This is a genomic window from Marininema mesophilum (assembly GCF_900106775.1).
GTDB lineage: Bacteria > Bacillota > Bacilli > Thermoactinomycetales > DSM-45169 > Marininema > Marininema mesophilum.
The window spans coordinates 26,229-49,190 of the sequence record NZ_FNNQ01000009.1 but is presented as its reverse complement, the minus strand read 5'-3'; the positions used below and the strand labels follow the sequence as shown (position 1 = coordinate 49,190).

General features: G+C 44.6%; 19 protein-coding genes and 1 pseudogene. 14 read left to right on the top strand and 6 right to left on the bottom strand.

Features of this window, described 5'->3' with window-relative positions:
- Window positions 1–7 precede the first annotated feature (7 nt).
- The 9 genes and pseudogenes from BLV90_RS09770 (at window position 8) to BLV90_RS09730 (ending at window position 7,532) form a co-directional block, all read left to right on the top strand.
- Window positions 8–634 (top strand): TetR/AcrR family transcriptional regulator, encoded by a 627-nt coding sequence (locus tag BLV90_RS09770; protein ID WP_091740008.1) that lies wholly within the window; start codon window positions 8–10, stop codon window positions 632–634.
- A gap of 38 nt (window positions 635–672) precedes the next feature.
- Entirely contained in the window at window positions 673–1,842 is a 1,170-nt protein-coding gene (locus BLV90_RS09765) for an acyl-CoA dehydrogenase family protein (RefSeq protein ID WP_091740005.1), read from the top strand.
- Window positions 1,843–1,869: 27 nt separating this feature from the next.
- Entirely contained in the window at window positions 1,870–2,220 is a 351-nt protein-coding gene (locus tag BLV90_RS09760; protein ID WP_091740002.1) for an SCP2 sterol-binding domain-containing protein, read from the top strand.
- 140 nt (window positions 2,221–2,360) lie between these two features.
- Window positions 2,361–3,425 (top strand): SDR family oxidoreductase, encoded by a 1,065-nt coding sequence (locus tag BLV90_RS09755; RefSeq protein WP_091739999.1) that lies wholly within the window; start codon window positions 2,361–2,363, stop codon window positions 3,423–3,425.
- A 217-nt stretch (window positions 3,426–3,642) separates the two neighbouring features.
- The gene (locus tag BLV90_RS09750; RefSeq protein WP_143035032.1) at window positions 3,643–4,425 is read left to right on the top strand and encodes a DUF4097 family beta strand repeat-containing protein; all 783 of its coding nucleotides are present in this window, start codon (window positions 3,643–3,645) and stop codon (window positions 4,423–4,425) included.
- A 301-nt stretch (window positions 4,426–4,726) separates the two neighbouring features.
- Window positions 4,727–5,056, top strand: a complete 330-nt coding sequence (locus BLV90_RS09745) for a PadR family transcriptional regulator (protein ID WP_091739993.1) — start codon at window positions 4,727–4,729, stop codon at window positions 5,054–5,056.
- 14 nt (window positions 5,057–5,070) lie between these two features.
- A pseudogene (locus BLV90_RS09740) lies at window positions 5,071–5,994 on the top strand (pentapeptide repeat-containing protein); the annotation flags it as partial.
- 15 nt (window positions 5,995–6,009) lie between these two features.
- Window positions 6,010–6,771, top strand: coding sequence for an ABC transporter ATP-binding protein (locus tag BLV90_RS09735; RefSeq protein WP_091740287.1), 762 nt, complete (start codon window positions 6,010–6,012; stop codon window positions 6,769–6,771).
- A 2-nt stretch (window positions 6,772–6,773) separates the two neighbouring features.
- Complete coding sequence (locus BLV90_RS09730; RefSeq protein ID WP_091739990.1) at window positions 6,774–7,532, top strand: ABC transporter permease; 759 nt, start codon at window positions 6,774–6,776, stop codon at window positions 7,530–7,532.
- Between the two features lie 93 nt (window positions 7,533–7,625).
- On the opposite strand, the gene BLV90_RS09725 is transcribed toward BLV90_RS09730, so the two are convergent.
- The gene (locus BLV90_RS09725; protein ID WP_091739987.1) at window positions 7,626–7,973 is read right to left on the bottom strand and encodes an MDR/zinc-dependent alcohol dehydrogenase-like family protein; all 348 of its coding nucleotides are present in this window, start codon (window positions 7,971–7,973) and stop codon (window positions 7,626–7,628) included.
- 170 nt (window positions 7,974–8,143) lie between these two features.
- Here BLV90_RS09725 and BLV90_RS09720 point away from each other — a divergent pair, with 170 nt between their 5' ends.
- The 4 genes from BLV90_RS09720 (at window position 8,144) to BLV90_RS09705 (ending at window position 14,575) form a co-directional block, all read left to right on the top strand.
- On the top strand, window positions 8,144–8,527 hold the full coding sequence (locus tag BLV90_RS09720; protein WP_091739983.1) for a VOC family protein: 384 nt from the start codon (window positions 8,144–8,146) through the stop codon (window positions 8,525–8,527).
- A 31-nt stretch (window positions 8,528–8,558) separates the two neighbouring features.
- A complete protein-coding gene (locus BLV90_RS09715; RefSeq protein WP_091739980.1) occupies window positions 8,559–9,599 on the top strand; it encodes an oxidoreductase in 1,041 nt (346 codons plus the stop codon).
- A 409-nt stretch (window positions 9,600–10,008) separates the two neighbouring features.
- Window positions 10,009–13,455, top strand: coding sequence for a pyruvate carboxylase (gene pyc, locus BLV90_RS09710; RefSeq protein ID WP_091739977.1), 3,447 nt, complete (start codon window positions 10,009–10,011; stop codon window positions 13,453–13,455).
- 694 nt (window positions 13,456–14,149) lie between these two features.
- The gene (locus tag BLV90_RS09705) at window positions 14,150–14,575 is read left to right on the top strand and encodes a thiol-disulfide oxidoreductase DCC family protein (RefSeq protein WP_091739974.1); all 426 of its coding nucleotides are present in this window, start codon (window positions 14,150–14,152) and stop codon (window positions 14,573–14,575) included.
- 179 nt (window positions 14,576–14,754) lie between these two features.
- Here BLV90_RS09705 and BLV90_RS09700 read toward each other — a convergent pair whose 3' ends face one another.
- A complete protein-coding gene (locus BLV90_RS09700; protein ID WP_091740284.1) occupies window positions 14,755–16,254 on the bottom strand; it encodes a M36 family metallopeptidase in 1,500 nt (499 codons plus the stop codon).
- A 194-nt stretch (window positions 16,255–16,448) separates the two neighbouring features.
- A complete protein-coding gene (locus tag BLV90_RS09695; RefSeq protein WP_091739971.1) occupies window positions 16,449–17,978 on the bottom strand; it encodes a M36 family metallopeptidase in 1,530 nt (509 codons plus the stop codon).
- A 273-nt stretch (window positions 17,979–18,251) separates the two neighbouring features.
- Here BLV90_RS09695 and BLV90_RS09690 point away from each other — a divergent pair, with 273 nt between their 5' ends.
- Window positions 18,252–18,806: a thioredoxin family protein gene (locus BLV90_RS09690; RefSeq protein ID WP_091740281.1), complete on the top strand. Its 555-nt coding sequence runs from the start codon at window positions 18,252–18,254 to the stop codon at window positions 18,804–18,806.
- Between the two features lie 120 nt (window positions 18,807–18,926).
- On the opposite strand, the gene BLV90_RS09685 is transcribed toward BLV90_RS09690, so the two are convergent.
- The 3 genes from BLV90_RS09685 to BLV90_RS09675 form a co-directional block, all read right to left on the bottom strand.
- Entirely contained in the window at window positions 18,927–19,769 is an 843-nt protein-coding gene (locus tag BLV90_RS09685) for a glycerophosphodiester phosphodiesterase (RefSeq protein ID WP_425433880.1), read from the bottom strand.
- Between the two features lie 256 nt (window positions 19,770–20,025).
- On the bottom strand, window positions 20,026–21,279 hold the full coding sequence (locus BLV90_RS09680; RefSeq protein ID WP_091739965.1) for an alkaline phosphatase: 1,254 nt from the start codon (window positions 21,277–21,279) through the stop codon (window positions 20,026–20,028).
- 229 nt (window positions 21,280–21,508) lie between these two features.
- Window positions 21,509–22,771: an alkaline phosphatase gene (locus BLV90_RS09675; RefSeq protein WP_091739962.1), complete on the bottom strand. Its 1,263-nt coding sequence runs from the start codon at window positions 22,769–22,771 to the stop codon at window positions 21,509–21,511.
- Between the last annotated feature and the right edge of the window lie 191 nt (window positions 22,772–22,962).

Sequence of the window (22,962 nt, the reverse complement as noted above, 5' to 3'; positions counted from 1 at the left end):
TCTATTCATGGAATTGTTGCTATTTACATCGGCTATGCCTGTTAAAGCTCGGGAAAAAATCTTGTTTGCTGCGCTGGAACTCTTCACATCACACAACTATAGTGATACTACCATCTTGGAAGTGGTCGAGCGGGCGCGTGTATCAAAAACGACGTTCTATCAGTTCTTTGCCAGCAAGGAAAATCTCCTCACTACATTGGTTGAGCAATTGGCAGGAGAAATCCTTAGTGAGGTTCAAGATGCGATTGAAAGAGAAGAAAAAATTCCCCATAAAGGCTATGCAGGAATTAGACGCTATATCCAGTTGTGTACGGAGCGGGAAGCAGTAGCTAGGTTTTTATTGGTATCCTCCGTCGGTTTTAGTACTGAGGTGGAGGAAGTGCGTCGAAATGCCCATATACGCTTCTCTCATCTAATCTATCAGACAGCCCAGCGCGGCATGCCACAATCAGTTTCAGATACAGCGATTCGAGTGGTCGCTCGTGGGATGGTTGGGGCAGTCAATGAAGTGGTCATTCAACAAATTGCCGACACGGATAATAAAATGGATATCGATGAACTGGCCCGGTTGCTAAATCGAATTGTGGTGGATTCTTTCACTATGCTTGCTTTGAATCCGTTGCATGAAGGGTAGATGCCAGTTACCAGTACGTATGGATAGGAGGGAAATCGATGCTCAGCCAAAGCTCATCTCAAGGTTCGTTATCCTTTCAGTTGTCAGCAGAACAGGAAGAGCTACGTAAATGGGCTCACGGATTTGCTGAAAAAAAGATTCGTCCAGTAGCCATGGAGTATGACGAGCGTGAAGAGTTTCCGATGGACGTCTTTAAAAAAGCGGCAGAGGTTGGTTTAACTAGCTATGCTTGCCCAACAGAATATGGTGGTGGTGGACTTACCAGTGTCATGGCCGCTTGCCTCATCGGTGAGGAGCTATTCTGGGGTTGTGCAGGGATCGCAACTTCACTCTCGGTGATCAGTCTTGCTGGTTTGCCGATTTATTATATGGGCTCAGAAGAACAAAAGAAAAAATGGATCACCTATTTATGTGATCCAAAAAATCCTCGTCTCGGAGCGATGGCTCTTACCGAACCTGGAGCAGGGTCTGATGTGAATGCGCTTTCAACACGGGCGGTGCGTGATGGGGGTGAATGGGTCATCAATGGACGCAAATGTTTTATCACCAATGGAGGAATCGCTGATCTATATGTAGTTTTTGCTCGCACTGATCCTAAAGGGGGGTATCAGGGAGTTTCCGCTTTTGTCGTGCCAGGCGATACTCCAGGACTTACCGGTGGGAAAAAGGAGAGGAAGATGGGGATTCGTGCTTCCCATACAGGAGATGTGATTCTGGAGGATGTGCGTGTCCCAGCAGAAAATCTTTTAGGCCAGGAGAATTTTGCTTTTTTTGGTGCGATGCAGATGTTAGAGTATTCTCGTCCGGCGGTGGCAGCGGCGGCGGTAGGTGTAGCCCGGGCGGCATATGAGTATGCCTTGGACTATGCAAGGAAGCGCGTACAGTTTGGGAAACCGATCTTTAAAAACCAGGCGATTGCTCATATGTTGGCGGATATGCGGACCAAGATTGATGCGGCACGCCTTTTAACCTGGCGGGCAGCTGAACTAGCTGATCGCGGAGAAAGCTGTGCGGTAGAGGGAAGCATGGCCAAGGCATTTGCCGCTGAGACGGCGATGGAAGTTACTACAAATGCCGTGCAGATCCTGGGTGGTTATGGATATATGAGGGACTACCCTGTAGAGAAGTGGATGAGGGATGCTAAGATTTTATCCATCTATGAAGGAACAACTCAGATCCAAAAGAAAGTAATATCTGAAGGTTTATAAAAATCTATGATAAAAGAGGGATTGGCTATGACAGAAATGACGACATCTCGTGTATTCCAGGTAATCAAGGAGAAGCTGCAGGAAGATCCAAAGCCGATTGAGGGAATGGAGACCACCTATCGCTTTAAATTATCAGGAGACGATGGAGGTATCTATGAACTACACCTGAACAAGGGTACCGCTGAGGTAAAAGAAGGTGAGCATGGTGATGCCCATTGTACGATCGAGATGAGTGATAAAAACTTTAAAGAGATGCTACTCGGTAATCTCAATACCACCGCTGCTTTTATGACAGGGAAACTGAAAGTTAAAGGGGATATGAGTAAGGCGATGAAGCTGCAAACCGTACTTGGAAAGTATGACGCTTCTTCCTTTTAGCTGATCCAATGGATCGGATTGAATTTTTGAAAGAGCTACATCTCCTGAATCCCGCCATCGTGCGGGATTTTCGGGTAAATGGAGCTAATCGATCCCTATGATTGCTCTTTAGCTGTCATCTTGACCAAGGAGGTTTGAACATGGCAAACCATATGATGATGACAGGCTTTCCAGGTTTTATCTCCCAACGTCTCTATCGCGCTTTGGCAGCGGATGATGCTACGACCCGATTTACTTTTCTCATTCATCCCTCACAGATGGAAAAAGCTAGTCGTTTAACTTCTTCGGATCCACGGGTGACCTTACTTGTTGGGGATATTACCAAACTAGACCTTGGCGTATCTTCTGAGGATATAAAAGCTCTCAGCGAAACGGTAACGCACTTTTTTCACTTGGCGGCTATTTATGATTTGGCGGTGCCTAAAGATCTCGCCTACCAGGTGAATGTGATTGGAACGGAAAATGTAAACCAATTTTTGAAATCACTTTCATCTTTAGACCGATATATATACTTTAGTACAGCCTATGTATCAGGTGACCGTACAGGACGTGTATTGGAGAATGAGCTCGATGAAGGACAAGGCTTCAAAAATTATTATGAAGAAACGAAATTTGAAGCCGAGAAGCGAGTGGTAGCCTTAGAAGGAGTGCCTACAACTATTATCCGTCCGGGTGTAGTGGTAGGGGATTCCGCTTCTGGAGAGACGATTAAGTTTGATGGGCCTTATTTTATGTTGCGTTTTTTGGATAAGCTGCCCCTTGGTCCTGTTCCCTATCTTGGTAAGGGGAACGAGGTATTAAATATTGTTCCTGTGGATTTTATTATTCGAGCAACGGTGTATCTTGCTAAATCCGAACAAGCGGTGGGGAAGGCATTGCACTTGACCGACTCTTCGCCATATCCTGCTCGTGAAATCTATCGAATGTTTTGCCGGGAACTGCTAGCGAAGAAACCGACATATAATTTTCCAAAATCGATTGCACAGATCCTACTGAAATTTTCTACTGTCCGTCGATATTTAGAGCTGGGACCCGAAACCATCGCTTATATTTACCACCCCTCTGTCTACGATTCTACCGAGGCGACGAGGATTTTATCCGAAGGTGGGATACATTGCCCTGATCTAGTGGACTATGTACCCAATATGGTTCGCTTTTTTAGAGAGCATCGGGGGGATTCAACTATGAAGGTAGCTTTACAGTGAAAATAGTGGGATAGGTATATGATGGACTCAGCAAGAATCGCATCGATAGGGGATGGTCGGCTGAGAGTACCTATTTGCCAAAGATAGGAGATATCCATAATTTCCATCTAGAGGCGGATATGACATCCCCCGCTGGGTTGTTCTCCAGTACTAAAGTATCCTTTATCCTTATCGTAATCGGCTACTATTATGGAATATAGGGAAGGGCGGATACGTAGTGAAGAGAACACAAACCTTGACAGCGGCTATATCAGAAGTCGAAGAGATTCAAATTATTTTGCCTAGAGGAGATATGTTGATTTACCATGAGGAACGTGAGGATGTTGAGGTGACGTTAATTGGAAATCATCAGACCCAATTAACGATGGAGCAAAAGGGGAAGGAATTGCATGTGGAAGTAACTCGAAAGAGGTTTCTCCAGTGGATTTCCCGATCGGCTCCAAAGATGGAAGTTCGAATCCCTCAAGCATATAGTCATCGGCTATCTGTGGAGATCCGCGCAGGACGATTCAATTATCAAGGTCTTGCAGAGGCTGAGGGAATTTCATTGAGTGAACTAAAATTGAGGTTAGAAGCAGGGGATATTCGAATCAATCATCTTCATACAAACAACCTAACTCAACGAGTAGTTGCAGGAACTGTGAATGTGCACAAGGTACGCGCAAAAAAAATGGAACTATCGATCACGGCAGGTACTGCTTATGTGAGTCAATGTACAGGTGGCTTGGATGCGAATATTACCACAGGTTCCCTTCATGCAGGGTGGTCTGAGTTAACAGAACCGATCAAAGCCCGTGTGATGACCGGGGAGATTTTTTTCGATCTTCCTGAGGGGTCCACTTACCGACTAGATGCAAAAACACGGATTGGGCATGTTTACTTTGGAAGTGAGATGACAGATGGCCCACAAGATGACCGCAAAGAAGTAAACATATCCCAAGGTGTGGATGGGCTGCCTGTTGCTTTAAAGGTAGATGTGGGTACGATTCACGTAGCGTAAAAATGTGGCATAGAAGGAAATGGTAAGGGCTGACGTTTATCGTTGGCTCTTTTTTGATAGGTGTGTCTAGTCGCTTGAATTTCTGAGTGGACGTACAATAACATAAGGTTGATGAGTAAAATTAAATAAAAGAATTAAATCATTATTTACATTGAGGTTCAATTAAAAATGTATATAGTAATAAAGGTAATTATGGCCCGCCCGATTTAAAGGACTTGGGGCTTTTTTTAGTATTATGATTATGATATTACCTTGACTGTCATAGTAGTGTGTTGCATAATGCTGATATGGAGGTGATTGTATGAGCAAGAGCAAAATCACATCCGACCTGCTTCGTGGCCATACTGATACGATGATTTTACGGCTCTTATATGAAGCTGATCGCTATGGATATGAGATTGTTAAGCTGATTGCCCAACGCTCGGGCGGCGAGTATGAGTTAAAGGAAGCCACGATGTACTCCAGTGTCCGGCGGCTTGAGGCAGACGGTGATATCGAGTGGTACTGGGGCGATGAATCTCAGGGAGGACGACGTAAATATTTTCGGATTACTGAAAAGGGTAAATCTACTTACGCCAACAACAAAAGCAATTGGGATTATGCAAAGCGCGTACTAGAAAAATTATTGTAAGGAGATGTGATGTTATGATTGAGAAATTAAATCAATACTTGAACAACATTTTTGCACCGTACGATGGGATAAAAAGTGTTGATGAACTAAAGGCAGATCTACTCGCCGATTTACAGGAGCGGTTCAGAGAACTCAAGGATGAAGGCAAGGACGATAAAACAGCCTTTGAGATGACCATTGACAGCATCGGAGATATCGAACAAACGATACAGGAGGTTGCCAACCTTTCCCGCTCACTAGAGCGTCAGGTGCTAACAAACTTCATCGCGAGCGATTTACCCGATAGTGACTTCATAGGTGTCAAAGCACATAAAAAGAAATTTGTGGCAAGTGCATTGCAGGGCTCCGACTTTTCCGGCGCGGACCTGACTGGCAGCTTATTTAAGGCAAGCGATGTGCGTGAAGCCAATTTTGACAGTGCAAATCTGACCGGCTGCTTATTTAAGGCAAGTGAGGTGCATGAAGCCAATTTTGACAGTGCAAATCTGACCGGCTGCAATTTCTACGTTACTGATCTTACGGATGCAAGCTTTAACAAATCAATCCTTGTGCGTACCAACCTTAGCATGTCAGGGCTAATTGGAGTAAAATTCAGTGATGTAACACTGACCGATGTGAAGCTGACCATGACCGATCTTAAAAAAACAATCTTTGAAAATTGTATCTTTGAAGGTGTGGACTTTAAATATTCTGATTTGCGAGGGTTGTGTCTGGATAATCAGACATTTACTGGAGTCAATTTTGACAAGGCAGCGCTAAAAGAAGTTTCATTTAGAGGCGCAACACTCAAAAATGTGACTTTTATTTCGAGGTATACCTTGTCTAAGAAATATCACCGTGCCATAAAAACCATCTGCTTTGACGGCGCAATGATGGATAAGTTGACTTATGCCGCTCTCAAAAGCATGGAAGCAGATTTATCAAAGGTTACTGTTATATCGGAGGAGAAGGACATGCAAGATCAGCCCATTCAAGTAAAAGGCTTGCGAAAGTCTTACAAGGATCTTCATGTCTTAAAAAGTGTTGATTTTGAAGTGGAAAAGGGCAGTATTTTCGCCCTGCTTGGTTCCAATGGAGCGGGTAAGACAACGGTAGTCAAAATTCTCACCACGCTGCTAAAACCGGACGGGGGAACCGCTATCGTAAACGGATGCGATGTTGTATCAAAGGACGACAATGTGCGGCAGTCGATTAGTCTAACTGGGCAATTTGCTGCTGTTGATGAGATTTTGACCGGGCGGGAAAATCTAATCATGATTGCCAAGCTGCGACACCTTAATCATCCACGCCAGGTCGCGGATGATTTACTGAAACGCTTTGGTTTAAGTGATGCCGCTGACCGCAGGACGTCTACTTATTCAGGCGGTATGCGCCGCAGGCTAGACATCGCCATGAGCCTAGTGGGAAAACCGCAGCTCATTTTCCTCGATGAACCAACTTCCGGGCTTGACCCTGAGGCGCGCATCGAGGTTTGGAAGGTAGTCAAAGAACTTGTTGACAGCGGTACGACGGTATTCCTGACCACGCAGTATTTGGAAGAGGCTGAACAGCTGGCTGATAGAATTGCCATTCTGCATGAGGGTAGGATTATCGCCAATGGTACGCTTGAGGAACTGAAAAAGCTGTTCCCGCCCGCAAAGGTGGAGTATGTGGAAAAACAACCTTCATTGGAGGAGATATTCCTCGCTATCATTAGTAAAAAGGAGGAAAAGTAACAATGAATAAGCATTTTTTCAGCGACATGGGCGTTATGCTTGGACGTTCCATGCGCCATATTTTGCGAAGCCCAGACACCATCATTACGGTCACCATCATGCCTATTGCGTTTATGCTATTGTTCGTCTATGTATTTGGTGGAGCCATTCAAACTGGTACGGATAATTATGTGAATTACCTGATGCCCGGCATACTGCTGATTGCTATTGCAAGCGGTATATCTTATACGGCTTACCGCCTATTTATGGACATGCAACGAGGCATATTTGAGCGGTTCCACTCCATGCCGATTGCACGTTCCACTGTGTTGTGGGGCCACGTTCTGACCTCATTGGTATCAAACGCCATTTCTGTTGTCGTGATTATTCTTGTAGCGCTCATTATGGGATTCCGCTCGTCGGCGGGAATACTGTCATGGCTCGCCGTAGCCGGTATACTCGCGCTGTTTACTCTAGCCTTGACTTGGATCGCGGCGATTGCTGGACTATCAGCAAAATCGGTAGATGGTGCAAGTGCCTTTTCCTATCCGTTACTCTTCCTGCCGTTTATCAGCTCAGCTTTTGTACCGACTGAATCGATGCCGTCGGGAGTTCGTGCCTTTGCCGAAAATCAGCCGGTAACCTCGATAGTGGAATCAATTCGTATGCTGTTGTCAGGTCAACCAGTGGGTAATGATATATGGGTTGCTCTTGCCTGGTGCATTGGGATTATGCTTTTGGCTTATTTCTTTGCCATGAGGACGTATAAAAAGCGTGTATGAAGAATGTGATGGGAAATATAAATTTAGCAGAGGTACAGCTACAGAGAGAGAAAGTTGTTATTTTTTTCAATGCATCGCTGACTTCTTATGTAGTCAGAACAGAAAAAATAAAACCTGGTGAGTTAAATTACTCATCAGGTTTTTAAGTCTCAGATGGGTCAAGCGTAGGTCATTTCCACATCCCAGCACAGCCATGCTTCCACTGGGTCGTAAGTTGGTCAGGTACAAACCATGGACGGAAACGGCTGATGGCACAATCAATGCGGCTGTTTCGTATGCCATCCCCTCCACATAGGGATCGAGCTTTCTGTACCTTGAGAGGTCGGCCCCACAAATGCCTGCTGCTTTTACACGAATAACTACCTCGTCTTCTTTTTCGATGATGGGAGGTTTCGCCTTTCCATATCGTAAATCACCGATTCCATAACCCGTCGATCTCATCCCTGGGTGGATGTTCTTATCGGTCGTTCACCAATATGCTATCTGTTACTTGTTCCACATTCCGTCCTAAAGGCAACATAACCATGATATGGATAACAGATTCGGTGATAGGGTGATATACTAGACACCAACGCAAGTGATGGCAGGTCTTAGGAAAGGGGGCAAAACAGATGAAAATCATTATTACTAGTGTATTTGTACAAGATCAAGACAAAGCACTGGAGTTTTATTCAGAAACCCTGGGCTTTATAAAAAAAGCGGATGTTCCTGCAGGGGAATTTAGGTGGATAACGCTTGTTTCTCCCGATGATCAAGGTGGTACTGAACTTTTGCTCGAACCGAATGACCATCCGGCTGCAAAAGAGTTTCAAAAGAAGTTATTTGCCGAAGGCATCCCAGCAACAATGTTTGGCGTTGCAGATGTTCGCAAAGAGTACAAACGCTTAATGAAGCACGGTGTGAGGTTTATTATGGAGCCGACTGAGATGGGCGAAGTCACATTGGCTGTCTTCGACGATACATGCGGCAACCTTATTCAGATTGCTCAGAAGTAGAATTGGGTTCCATATATTTTGGAGGGATTTTATGAACAAAATAGGTGTTGGTATTGTAGGCTACGGCTTTTCTAGTACAACCTTCCATATACCGTTGCTACAAACAATCGAAGATTACGAAATTCGCGCGATTGTTTCTTCACAAGAAGAGAAAGTAAAAGGATCATTTCCACATATAGAAGTTGTAGCAACAATGGATGAGCTTGTTCAAAAAGGTAACATTGATATTATTATTATTACATCTCCTAATACAACGCACTTTGAATATGCAAAAACGGCAATTCTTCATGGTAAACATGTTGTTCTTGAAAAGCCTTTTGTTGTTTCTGTTGAAGAAGGTGACGAGTTAATAGCACTAGCAGAGCAGCATGACGTTATGTTAAGCGTATATCATAACCGCCGCTGGGATAACGATTTTAGAACGATTCAAAAGCTATTACAGGAGGATAAAATCGGTAAAATTTATACGTATGAAACGCATTATGATAGATTCCGCCCGCAGGTGCGTGATCGTTGGCGAGAACAAAAATTACCAGGATCAGGAATATTGTTTGATTTAGGCTCTCATCTTATTGATCAAGCGTTACAATTATTTGGAATACCAGAAGCAGTTTATGCAGATATTATCAATCAGCGCCCAGGATCACAAATAGATGATTACTTTCATATTATTCTCCATTACGAAGAAATGCGTGTTATTCTTCATAGCAGTAGCCATGTTAAATATACAGGTCCTCATTTTAGCATTCACGGTGAAAAAGGTTCGATTGTTAAATATGGTATGGACTCTCAAGAAGAGCAACTTAAGGCAGGGATGAAACCCGGTAGTGAAGGTTATGGAGAAGATGCTAGGCATAGGTATGCTATTCTTTCTACAGAGGAGAAAGAACAGCATATTCCGACAGAAATAGGTTGTTATGAGAACTATTATAAAGGTGTACGAGATGCGATCATGAAACAAGACAGACCACCTGTTACTGGTGAGGAAGCACTAAATGTGATTCGCATTATTACGGCCTGTTTACAAAGTAGTCAGCAAGGAACTGTAGTGAAGCTGAATCAAGGCAACTAGTTTATGGGTGGGATGAGGTAGTGGCAGGTCCTATGGTAGAGTCAGTGCATAAGCTTACTCTATTTGTTGCAAGGTATATTGAAATTTTGCGGGGTTATTCCCCTCAGAAAAGCATTTTCAATGTCATGAAAAATATCTACATAACAATCCTCGACGTTATAACACCACTGACACCCTTCCTACAATCGCCTTCACAAGGGAATACTTGTGAGGGCTTTTGTCTTTGTATCAATCTTTAGTACAATAAAGAGGATGTAGCAGTAATCTAGAGTATTGGTGATCAGGAGAAGTTGCATATTATCAAAGGGACTCATTTTGCATATTGCGTTTAGTTACGTTCCTAGCGGACAAGCTTTCCAATGAGGTGAAAAAATCATCTAACCTACCAGAGGGGAGACACACGTTACCCATGCGCACATTTAATAAAATTCTTGTGGCTAACCGAGGGGAAATTGCCATTCGTATATTTCGAGCGTGTACGGAGCTGAGTATTCGTACGGTTGCTTTGTACTCAGAGCAGGATCATACGGCGCTCCATCGTTTTAAAGCGGATGAGGCTTATTTGATTGGTGAGGGTAAGGGACCGGTTGAGGCTTATTTAGACATTGAGGGAATCATCGAGGTTGCTAAGCGTAATGATGTGGATGCGATTCATCCAGGCTATGGACTATTATCTGAAAATGCGGAGTTTGCAAGGCGTTGTGAGGAAGAGAATATTGTCTTTATTGGTCCATCTGCGAAACATATTAAGATGTTTGGGGATAAGGTAGATGCCAGGGCTGCGGCGGTTAAAGCGGGGATTCCAGTGATACCTGGTACGCCTGAACCGATTGCTTCCTTGCAGGAGGCGATTCTCTTTGGAAGAGAACATGGGTATCCCATCATTATAAAAGCGGCGTCAGGTGGTGGCGGGCGTGGGATGCGGATTGTTCGTGATCAGGCAGAGCTGGAGGAGGCGCTGGACCGGGCGCGTTCGGAGGCGCGTTCTGCTTTTGGGAATACAGCGGTGTATATCGAAAAGTTTTTGGAACAACCCAAGCATATTGAGGTACAGATCCTAGGGGATAACACAGGAGAGGTGATTCATCTTTTTGAGCGGGATTGCTCTATTCAACGTCGACACCAAAAGGTAGTAGAGGTAGCGCCGAGCGTCTCTTTGCCAGATGACTTACGTCATCGGATTTGTGATGCGGCACTTGAGTTGATGAAGAGCACAGACTATGTTAACGCGGGGACAGTGGAGTTTCTTGTCACGCCGGATTATCAGTTTTACTTTATTGAAGTAAATCCTCGGGTGCAGGTGGAGCACACGATTACAGAGTTGATCACGGGAATCGACATTGTGCAGTCCCAGATTCGCATCGCAGAGGGTTATGCCTTTAGTGATCCGGAGATTGGTATTCCTGCTCAAGAGAAGATCACCACCAATGGTTACGCAATTCAGTGTCGGGTGACGACGGAAGACCCCGCACAAAACTTTGCGCCGGATACCGGTCGTCTGCTGGCGTATCGTTCTGGGGGAGGGTTTGGTATTCGTCTGGATGTGGGGAATGCTTATCCGGGTGCGGATATAACTCCCCACTATGACTCTTTACTGGTAAAAGTCTCCTCCTGGGCGCTTAATTTTAATAAAGCATCTAGTAAGATGCTTCGCACCCTTAAGGAGTTCCGAGTTCGAGGGGTAAAGACGAATATTCCCTTCCTGGAAAATGTGGTTCAGCATCCGGACTTCCTTAGTGGAGAGTATGACACCTCCTTCATTGATAGTCGACAAGAGCTATTTACCTATGCGAAGAAAAGAGACCGCGGGACGAAGCTCCTCACTTATATCGCCCAGACGGTGGTGAATGGTCATCCTGGTTTGTCACAGGACAAAAAGCCCAACTTTGCTGTTCCACGAGTTCCCCTCACCTCGGTAAAACAACCCTATCCCAATGGGACTAAGCAAATTCTTGATAAGCTTGGCCCCGATGAATTGGTGAAATGGGTACGTGAGGAGAAACGACTTCTTCTTACCGATACGACTTTCCGAGATGCTCACCAGTCTCTTTTTGCTACCCGAGTCCGTACTCATGATCTACTACAAATTTCTGAGGCGACTGGCAAATTAGCCTCCGACCTCTTTTCGCTGGAGATGTGGGGTGGAGCCACCTTTGATACGAGCATACGCTTTTTAAGTGAGGATCCCTGGGAGCGTGTGCGCCTGCTACGGGAACGCATTCCGAATGTTTTATTCCAGATGCTTCTTCGGGGCGCCAATGCGGTTGGGTACACCAACTATCCGGATAATGTGATTCAGCGATTTGTGCAAATGTCCGCCGATGCAGGGATTGATGTTTTCCGTATCTTTGATAGCCTCAACTGGACAGAAGGTATGGGAGTTGCCATCGATGCGGTCCGTAAGTCTGGGAAAGTGGCAGAGGCGACGATTTGTTATACCGGGGACATCATGGATCCCAAACAGGATAAGTATACCTTGAAGTATTATGTGGAGTTGGCCAAAGAATTGGAGAAGATGGGTGCCCATATGCTCGCGATTAAAGATATGGCAGGTTTGCTAAAACCCTATGCTGCGTATCAGTTGGTGCGGGCATTGAAGCAAGAGGTGGGTCTGCCCATTCATCTTCATACCCACGATACCAGTGGAAACCAATTGGCCACACTGCTAAAGGCTTACGAAGCAGGAGTAGATATCGTCGATGGAGCACTGAGTTCCATGTCAGGTCTTACTTCGCAACCCAGCATAAATGGATTGGTGGCTACGTTAGCAGGGGTGGAGCGAGAGACGAGATTGGACCCTGTATCTTTGCAAAAATTGGCGGACTACTGGGAAGATGTGCGCCGTTATTATGCAGGATTTGAAAGTGACATCCGCTCCGCCACCGCTGATGTCTATTTCCATGAGATGCCTGGTGGACAATATACCAATCTTCATCAGCAGGCGAAGGGTGTTGGCCTGGAGGCTGGTTGGGATCAGGTAAGGGAGACCTATGCGACGGTCAATCGTATGTTTGGCAATATTATCAAGGTAACCCCCTCTTCAAAGGTCGTAGGGGATATGGCCCTCTTTATGGTTCGCAACAACTTAAGTGAAACGGATGTCTATGAACAGGGAGAGCGGCTTGATTTCCCTGAATCAGTGGTTCAATTCTTCCAAGGATATCTGGGACAACCGCCTGGTGGGTTCCCAGAGAAGTTACAAAAAATCGTGCTTAAAGGACGGGAGCCCTTCACCTGTCGTCCCGGAAAACTGCTACCTGCTGTGGACTTTGATGAAGTGGGGAAGGAGCTGTCAGAAAAAGTCCGTCGTCCAGTGACGGATGAGGACGTGATGTCCTATATCATGTACCCACAAGTCTTTTTAGACAAGGAGAAGATCACCCAAGAATATGGTGAAGTATCCGTATTAAATACACCGACCTTCTTTTATGGGTTGCGTCTGGGTGAGGAAGTGGCAGTTACCATCGAGCAAGGAAAAACGATCATGGTGAAGTTGATGTCTATCGGTGCCCTCGGTTTGGATGGAAAGCGAACCGTCTACTTTGAGATGAATGGTCAGCCCCGTGAAGTGAGCGTACAAGATCTTGCCGCAGAAGTCACTTCAGAAATCCGGCGCAAGGCGGATCGGTCCACGGAAGGAGAGATCGGCGCATCGATGCCAGGGAAAGTGCTTAAGGTGATGGTGGAAATTGGCGATGAAGTGAAAAAAGGAGAGCATTTAATCGTCACTGAAGCGATGAAAATGGAAACCACTATACAAGCACCTTTCCCAGGTATGGTAAAGGCGGTCTATGTAAAGGCAGGGGATTCAATTGAGGCGGAGGATCTCCTTATAGAGATGGAGCCTAAGAAATAACTTTTCGGGAAGCTTGTCGGTGTCATGGGGAGTTTGACAAGCATACTTTGTACAGGGATTTACGTTTATTAGCATCACTCCTTGCTCTCCCTTGCTGGCATCCAAGGGAGATGACCATATTAAAGCGTCCCATTTGGGACGCTTTTTTTACGACTGTGCATCCTCATTGTCTGTTTGGGAAGACCATGGACCATCACAACAGGGTGGGGGTGATGGTGGGCAACAGCTCTGGCAGTGCCTGAGTAGACGTTTTAACATTTTGGTTGTATGTTTGCTGGATTGATAGGTTTCCCAGAGTTGACAAGGATCGACTGAGCAGTATTCATGCAGGTATGGGACCGGTACTGGATAGGGAATGGGTTGGGGGATTGGTTGAATGGGTAGCTGAGGCAAGGGTTGCATCTGTGGGGGGCGGGGTTGTGGTACTGTAGGAACCGGAGGGGGCGGAAGACGGTACTTCTTTTTGGGCCTACGTTCTGCCATGGCACAATCACTCCTCTTTGTTTTTTTAGCCACGGTATCATATGCCCGTCTATCCGCTACCGTACTGGTACAAATGCCCGTTTTGTAGGGGTAGAATATCGGGAAGGTTCATCAATGTAGGGGAGAATCAGGTTTTCAAAAAAGAGATGATTTCATTTTGGGCTGGTCTGGTAAGATTGGAGGTAACAGAGGTGGGGGAGGAGGATGGATGATGCAGAATAAGAAGGATGTTGACCATCCCATCGTACTATTTGATGGTGTTTGTAATGTATGTAATGGAGCCGTGCAATGGATTATCCGACATGACCAACAAGGGCGATTTCATTTTGCTTCATTGCAATCAGATGTTGCAGCTAACCTATACGGGGACAACCCCTCAAAAACCACCTCTCCAGATTCGATCATCCTTCTTGAAGATGGGCGCACGTATATGGAGTCGACAGCTGTCCTTCGCATCTGTAAGGGGCTTGACGGATGGTGGAAGGGGCTATATATATTTATCGTGGTACCGCGCTTTATTCGTGATGGGGTTTACCGCTGGTTTGCGCGTAACCGCTATCGCTGGTTTGGCAAACAAGAGACCTGTATGATTCCAACACCGGAGATCCGTAGTCGATTTGTGGATCAAGGGGAATAAGTGAAAGGGTTCTATAAAAGAGCACAGGAATGTAGCCTATAGAAAGAACCCCACCTAATTCTCTAAATTAGAGATTAGGTGGGGTTCTTGATACCATGAAAATCAACGCAGTATTGTTGCTACGATAGAAAAGTAGATGGTTTCATGTTTTCTTTCTTTTGGGTTCTGTGAATGGTTACTTATTTGATGCCGCGAGCAGCAAAGATGGATGTAATTTTATCTTTGTGAGAATTGCCATAGAGAGAAGCGTCTGCTGCTAGAATTGCTTTGTAGCCATCGCTGAAGGTGGCGTTTGGAGTGAGAGACCAGTGGGACTGAAGGACAAGTTTGGTAGCTGTGTCGCGACCAAAGGCAGAAGCCATGTCATACAGAGCTTGGGACCAGATTTCACCATCAGCATGTGGTTCCCCTTCTACATCGTCGGGATAGACTTTCTTTTCATCAAGTCGACGGAGGCATGGGGGGTCATCAGAGGAGTAAGCAACAGCATCCCATTCACCGACGCATGCTTTACCATAGGATGAGGTGGACGTTGCATCTTCGTAAGTTGCTCCTAAGAAGTCGCCAAATCCTTCCCCCATCGCTCCACCCTCCGAGGAGTTCCCAAACCCGGGAACCTGATTATCTTGGATGGAATGACCATATTCGTGGGTGATGATCCCAGCATCCTCAGCATCATCTACACCACCCGTGCCAAAGGTTAGTGCTTTGGTGCTAGGAGAATAAAAGGAGTTGTCATCACTATTGGCATTGACGTTGGCTTTGATGGAGCGATTGTTGATATTGGTGAAGCTGAGTGATTGGATATAGCGCTGGATGGTGTCGATGTGATAGTAGACCATGACGTCTTCAAAGCTATTATTCGCACGCGTGTAGTTGAAGGTGTTGGTAGAAGAGTAGGTTTTAGCTTTTGAGGAAATTGTGACATAAGGGCCCTTTAGATAACCGGATCCGTTCAGGCCGAGAAGGGGGACGGATTTTAGTTGAGCAGTGAGAGCAGTGCTATCTGCATCACTATTATCAGTGAAGGAAGAGGTAGCGCCATAGGATTCAAGTGGGTTGGGTTTAAAAATCTTACCCTTACCCGTTACTTGTTGGTTGAGATTTTTCTTCTTTAACACGTTACCGTTCTCTGCATGGACATAGGTTTCCCATGCACCAAAGGGTTTTTTTGTATGGGAGACGATACGATAGACAGGGATAGCCTTTCCATCGTGTATCGTATATCCGTATTTTTGAGAGGTTGGAGCCCAGCGATCCTTTACCTTGACTCCAATTCCCTGCAGTGCTTTGCTTTCGACCACTTTGGCAGAAAGTTTAGACTTGATTGAGTCGACTTCTTTGTAAGGTGTGTAATCAGAGACAATCAGTTGTGCTTTTCCTTTGGAATTGACAGTAACGGTTACTTGTTTAGTGAAAACGGGTCGATTGTTAATGGTTTCTTGATAACGCACATAGGAAGCCGTTTTAGTCCGAATGGTTGTTACATGCTTCAGGTCTGTAAGGTCCTTTTTCAACCTATACAAATTAGCGTGTTTTTTCAGATAATTATCCGCAACCTTTTTTACCTGAGCAGAAGAAATAGAGTGAGTGGTAGCTGCTTGTCCCTTTGTTGCAAAGGTGCCTGGGACAGCGATGGTAAGAGAGAGTAGAGAGCAAACAAATACAATAAAAGCCATTCGAAACCCTTTTTTACGATGCATAGTACAGCCTCCTAATATTCAATTTTCTAAAATATTTTACAATTATACGGAGTTGTTGGCAATAGCCAAGGGGTAGGGTTGGACAATTTTTTTGAGAACATGAAAAATTAGACCAGAACCATTCCCCGGGTAATAACTTTTGGAGAATGGTTCTGGAGGATTAACTGAATTTACTTAGTGGGAATACCCCGCTTAGCGAAAATCTTTTTAATAGTAGATAGGTGAGATCCTTTGTAAAGTGCCTTATCCGCTGCGATAATCGCTTTCGCACCATCTTTAAAGGTCGCATTGCCCGTAAGGGACCAATGGGATTGCAGAATGATCTTGGTAGCTTTGTCCCGTCCAAAAGCAGTAGCCATATCGTACAATGCTTGAGACCAGATCTCACCATCAGCGTGTACTTCCCCTTTCAAGTCGCGTGGGAAAACTTTATTTTTGTCTAGACGACGAAGGCAGGGAGTTTTAGCGGAGGAGTAGGCAGTAGCATCCCATTCACCGATGCAAGCTTTTCCATAGGATGAAGGAGCAAGGTAGTCTTCGTAGGTAGCACCTAGGAAGTCACCAAAACCTTCACCCATTGCACCGGCTTCTGAGGAGCTTCCAAAATTGGGGACTTGATTATCCTGGATGGAATGGCCGTATTCATGGGTGATGATTCCAGCATCCTCGGCATCATCTACACCACCCGTGCCAAAGGTAAGTTTTTTGGTACTCGGTGAGTAGAAGGAGTTGTCATCATTGGTGCCATTAACATTAGCAACCAAGGAGCGGTTGTTGATGTTCTTAAAACCAAGGGATTGGATATAGCGTTGCATCTTATCAATATGGTAATAGACCATCACATCTTCAAAGCTATTTTTAGAACGAGTGAAATTAAAGGTGTTGGTAGAAGAGTAGGTTTTCGCTTTAGATGAGATAGAAACATAGGAACCTTTTAGGTAACCTTTGCCTTTTAAGTTGTACAAGTGGACAGATTTTAGTTGGCGTGTGAGAGCTGGGCTATCTGCATTATTTTTATCTTTAAAGGTAGAGGTAGATCCCTTGGATTCCAGTGGATTGGGGCGAAAGACTTTTCCGACACCGGTAGCTTCTTGGTTAAGGTTTTTCTTTTTAAGGACGACTCCATTTTCCGCATTGATAATCGTTTCCCATGCACCAAATGGCTTTTTCGTATGGGAGACGACACGGTAGGAAGGGATGGCTTTTCCATCTTGGATGATATAGCCATACTTATTGATCGTGGGTGCCCATTTATCTTTGCTTTTAGCACCAATTCCTTTTAGTGCTTTGTTTTCTATGTTGGTGACGGGTTGTTTATTTTTGATGGACTTTACTTCTTTATACGGGGCATAGCCTGAAACAATCAAATCGGCTTTTCCTTTTTTGTTAATGGTTACGGTAATTTGCTTATCAAAGACAGGACGATCGTTAATTGTTTCTTGGTAGCGTACATAGGTAGCCACTTTTGTCGAAATGGTCTGAATATGTTTTAAATCAGAAATATCACTTTTTAGTTTATACTCTTTACTATGTTTTTTAAGGTAATTATCCGCAACCTTTTTGGAATCAGCCGCTGATAGGGATGGTGATGAGGCTGCAGTTTCTTTTGCTGCGACAACTTGAGGAGAAGCAAAAGATAAAGTGAGAAGGGGAAAAACAGAAGTCATTAGTGCAAGGCGTATTCTTTTTTTACGTAACATTGTAAACCTCCTGATATTCAAGTTTTCTAAAACATTTTACGATTGGGACTGTTTTTTGGCAATACTTTTTTTATGATGGAAACGAATTTATTTTTTATAATATAAACCATTTATATGCAGGGTTTATATGGATATAAAATTTAATAGTTGGATATAAACAAATGAAGTTAGCGCATAGGGATATGGTGATCGTGGAAAAAGGAATCGATTGGCCAGTGGTTCGCTATACTTGATATACTGAATGGGAGATAAAAAGAAAGGGTGATGGAGGATATGGCACGTACGGAATCGACGATGCTGGCACTAGGAAGCAAAGCCCCCGATTTTACGCTGGTGGATGTGGTGTCAGGGGAGAAAGTATCGAAGGAAACCATTGGCTCATCCCATGCCCATGTAATCATGTTTATCTGTAACCATTGCCCCTTTGTTATCCATGCACAGGATCAAATAGTCCAGTTGGCAAAGGACTATCAGTCAAAGGGAATCAACTTTGTGGGGATCAATTCTAATGATGCAGTGGCCTACCCCGATGATTCGCCTGAGCGGATGAAAGAGATAGCAAAGGAGAAAAATTATCCGTTCCCCTATCTCTTCGATGAGACCCAAGAAGTGGCAAAATCATTCGAGGCTGCTTGTACACCAGATTTCTTTATATACGATAAAGATTGGAAATTGGTCTATCGAGGGCAACTAGATGATTCGCGACCAGGAAACGATGTATCAGTGACTGGGGAATCAATCCGAAGTGCTTTAGAGCGGATTTTGAAGGGAGAACCTGTACAAGAACAGCAAAAACCGAGCCTAGGTTGCAACATCAAGTGGAAGTGAGCTTAAGTTCAGCCCGTTTTCATAGAATAAGAAAGGTCACCCATCAACTAGGATGGGTGACCTTTCTTTTTGAAAGTGGAAAGCGTTATGTTTAAGGAAAGCGAAAACCTGAACTCGTTATTATTTCCCATGCAAAATTTTGGTTAGACGGTCGGCATAATTAGTAAACATACCGGTGACACCCCATTCAATCGCTTGTTTCATTTGCTTTTTATCATTAATCGTATAGGGATGGATGTCTAGGCCATGTTTGCGCACTTTTTGTACATAGTCCCGATTGATTTTTTCGATGTTAGGGCCGACTCCATAGGCGTAGTTATCAATTTCATCCATCTCTTTTTCAGTGATCTTTCCCAAGCCCTTCTCTTCATACCAGAGTAATTGGATCAGAGGGATCTGCGGATTGATTTTGTGAATCTTTTTAAGGCTGGCCGCACTAAAGGATTGGATAATCACTTGTTTTTTCTTTAGGGCTTCAGGAGTGAGGAGACCATGAGCTTTTAAGGTTTTTAATAATTTTTCTTCCATTCCAGGGTAAACTTCTGGAGATTTGGTTTCAATGTAATACTTGGTTTTATTGCCGAAATGAGTTAACACTTCATCTAAGGTAGGTACTTTCAATCCTACAAATTTGGGATTAGCTAGTTTGGGATATTCTTTATTAAACCAAGAGCCAGCATCCAGTTTTTTGATCTCAGCGAGGGTATGATCTTTGACAGCACCGGTGCCCTCGGTAGTGCGATCCAGAGTTTCATCGTGCATATTAATCAGTTTACCGTCTTTGGTCATCTGGATATCAATCTCTGTATAGTCGGCTCCCATTTTCTTGCCCAATTCATATGAAGGCATCGTATGTTCTGGAGCATGTCCTGAAGCACCGCGATGAGCGATATTAATCACTTTTTTCCCCTCCGCGTGGGCTGGAGAAAGCCCGATTGTCAAGGTCGTGCAAATAGCAGTCATGAGGATTCCTACTCGCTTCCATATCTTGTTCATGGGATCAACAACCTTTCTGGGATCATTTTTTTGTGTATAAGGACATTATTGTGTAAATTATCCAAAAATGGAATTAGGATCATTTGCACAACGAAAACGCCCTTCAATTCTACCAAAAAAATAGAATGAATGATGATCTTGTTGTAAATTAGCGTAAAAAAGACGGGCGCTAGTTGGAGGGTAAATCCCTTAGGCGCCCGTTTCTTTACTATCAGATGGCGTATTAATCTTTGATACTTCGTAGCATGATATCATGGATGCGGGTATTTTCATAGGCGCCCGTCAGTTGTTCAGAGCCTGGTCCCATTGAGGTGAGTGGAACATCCACGCCTGTGTGGTCGGGGGTTGTCCAGTCAGCGGTAAAGCTTTTGTCAGAGTTAGCGATGGGGAAGGGGCCATCTTCTTTAGAGATACCCTCTCCAGATTCATCGGACTTGATGTTCGAATCTTCGATGGTCAACCCTCCTGTTTCATGATCACCAATTACGATAACAAGGGTATCACGATTTTGTTTCGCATAGGCTTTAGCCTTAGCGACTGAGTTATCAAACTGTTTGCCGGCTTCAATGGCCAATTTTGCGTTATTGGTATGGCTCATTCCGTCGATGCCTTCTTCCTCTACCATTAGGAAAAAGCCTTTTTTGTTTTTGGAGAGGGTGGAGATTGCTTTGGTTGTCATTTGGGTGAGAGGAACGGTAGGTTTATAGGCAGATTCTTTATCCTCTTCGGTACCCGGTGTAAACATTTCTTCGTTAGCAAATAGACCGAGGATTTGTTTATTCATCGTTTTTTGAAGACCCTTTTGGTCGTATACATAGGAATAGCCACTGTCTTTGGCTTTTTGAACGAGATTACTCTTCCCAGTGCTTTTGCTATCTTTTGTATCGGCAAACTTTCCGGGAGTGCCTTCAGGATAAAAATAATCTTCACCGCCACCAAAGATCACATTCGGCTTGCTCTCTTCGATTAATTGGCGGGCGATTTCACTCTGATCTTTTCGACTTTCTACATGGGAGCCAAAGGCCGCAGCTGTAGCATCAGTTACTTGGCTAGTGGTTACGAGTCCTGTCGCTTTCCCCATTTTTTTAGCATATTCCATAACGGTGGGGACAGACTTTTTGTTTTCATCTACGCCAATCGCACCATTATAGGTTTTCACACCGCTTGCCATCGCAGTGGCCGCTGCAGCAGAGTCAGTGGTGAGTTCTTTGGGATCGGCAGAGGAGGTATGGACAAGTCCTGACGATGGCATATCATCCATCGCTAGATTCTTATTGAAACCCACTTTGGAGAGGCGAATGGCTTGTCTTTGGGCCGCTCCCATCCCATCACCAACCATGAGGATGACGTTTTTAGGTTTTTTGGGTTGATTGATAGAGGATGAGCTTGAGTTTGCCCACGCTGGTGTGATGGAGGTGGTTAATAATGCTGTGGCAGCCATAATCGTTCCACTAATCCATGCGCGTTTGCGGTACATTGAATCACTCCTAATGGAAATGGTGATGATGAATGCAAATTCATTATAGGGACAAGAGTTTAAGGGGATCGTGAAAGGAAGGTTAATTTTTTGTAAAGAACGTCGGCCAAAAGATATGGAAGTGTCACTAATGTTAATTCCCCAGATGATAAGCATCTAGTTGAAAAAAGTTAGGTACCCAGTAGAATTATTGAAATCTAGTGACACTACCTTGTTGAAAGCTGAGGAATTAACGACCCTGGAGGGTGCGTAAGATCACATCATGGATATGGGTATTCTCATACACACCTGTGAGTCGTTCTGAACCAGGCCCCATGGCGGTCAGGGGGACATCAGTACCCGAGTGGTTCCCAGTGGTCCAGTCCACCATAAAGGTCTTATCGGAATGAGAAACAGGGAATGGGCCATCTTCCTTGGATAGGCCATCCCCAGACTCATCGGGATACTTCTCTACCCCTGAATTTTCAATAGTGAGTCCACCGGTTTCATGGTCACCGACGACGATTACGAGAGTGTTACGATGTTTTTTGGCGTAGGCTTTGGCGACAGCTACTGTTTTGTCGAAAGCTTTGCCAGATTTCATAGTCAGTTTTGCATTGTTTTGATGGGCCATTTCATCGATACCCTCTTCTTCAACCATCAGGAAAAAGCCCTTTTTACTTTTTCGTGACAGAGTGGAGAGAGCTTTTTTGGTCATGTTTTTTAGGGGGACGACAGGCTTATAGACAGCACCCTCGTCCTCGGGTGCTTGCTTAAACATTTCTTCATTTGCGAATAGTCCGAGAATTTTATTGTCCTTCGTTTTTTTCAATTCTTTGCGATTCCACACGTACTTATAGCCATTTTTTTGAGCTTGCTTGATCAGGTCTGTTTTCCCAGCGCTTTTTTGTTCTTTTGTATCGGGGTATTTTCCAGGGTTATCCACTGGATAAAAGTAGTCTTCTCCACCACCTAGAATGACATCGGGTTGTGCGTTTTCGATAAGTTGGCGAGCGATCTCGCTTTGGTCCTTTCGATCGGCAACATGGGAGCCGAAGGCGGCGGGAGTTGCGTCAGTAACCTGGCTAGTGGTAACTAATCCTGTTGCTTTTCCCAGTTTCTTTGCTACTTCCATCACCGAGGTGATGGATTTCTTGTCAACATCCACTCCGATGGCACCGTTAAATGTCTTTACTCCAGTAGACATCGCTGTGGCAGCAGCAGCAGAATCCGTTACCGTCTCTTTAGGGTCGGCGGAGGACGTGTGGACAAGGCCACTAATTGGCATGTTATCCATCTCAAGCTCGCCCTTTAAGCCAACTTTGGAGAGACGAATCGCTTGCCGGTGTCCTGCTCCCATCCCATCACCAACCATGAGAATGACATTTTTGGGGGGCTTTTGAGAATGTTGAGGATGAACTGTTGAATCTGCCCAAGCTGGTGTAAGAGAGATTGTAGCGAGTGCGGTAACTGCTACGACGGACCCACTAATCCATGCGTGTTTACTTAACATGGAACATCACTCCTTGAAAGTTTCATTAGACAATGAACTTTGCGCGTTAAAGGAGATAACTAATACCGTTTTTTACATTATAACGAAGGGTTAGGGTTAAAAGATAGAGACTATGTTAATCTTAATTGAATTTTTGGAAATGACCACAAAAAAAGAGTGCGGAGTTATCAAACGCAGTTTCTCCACACTCT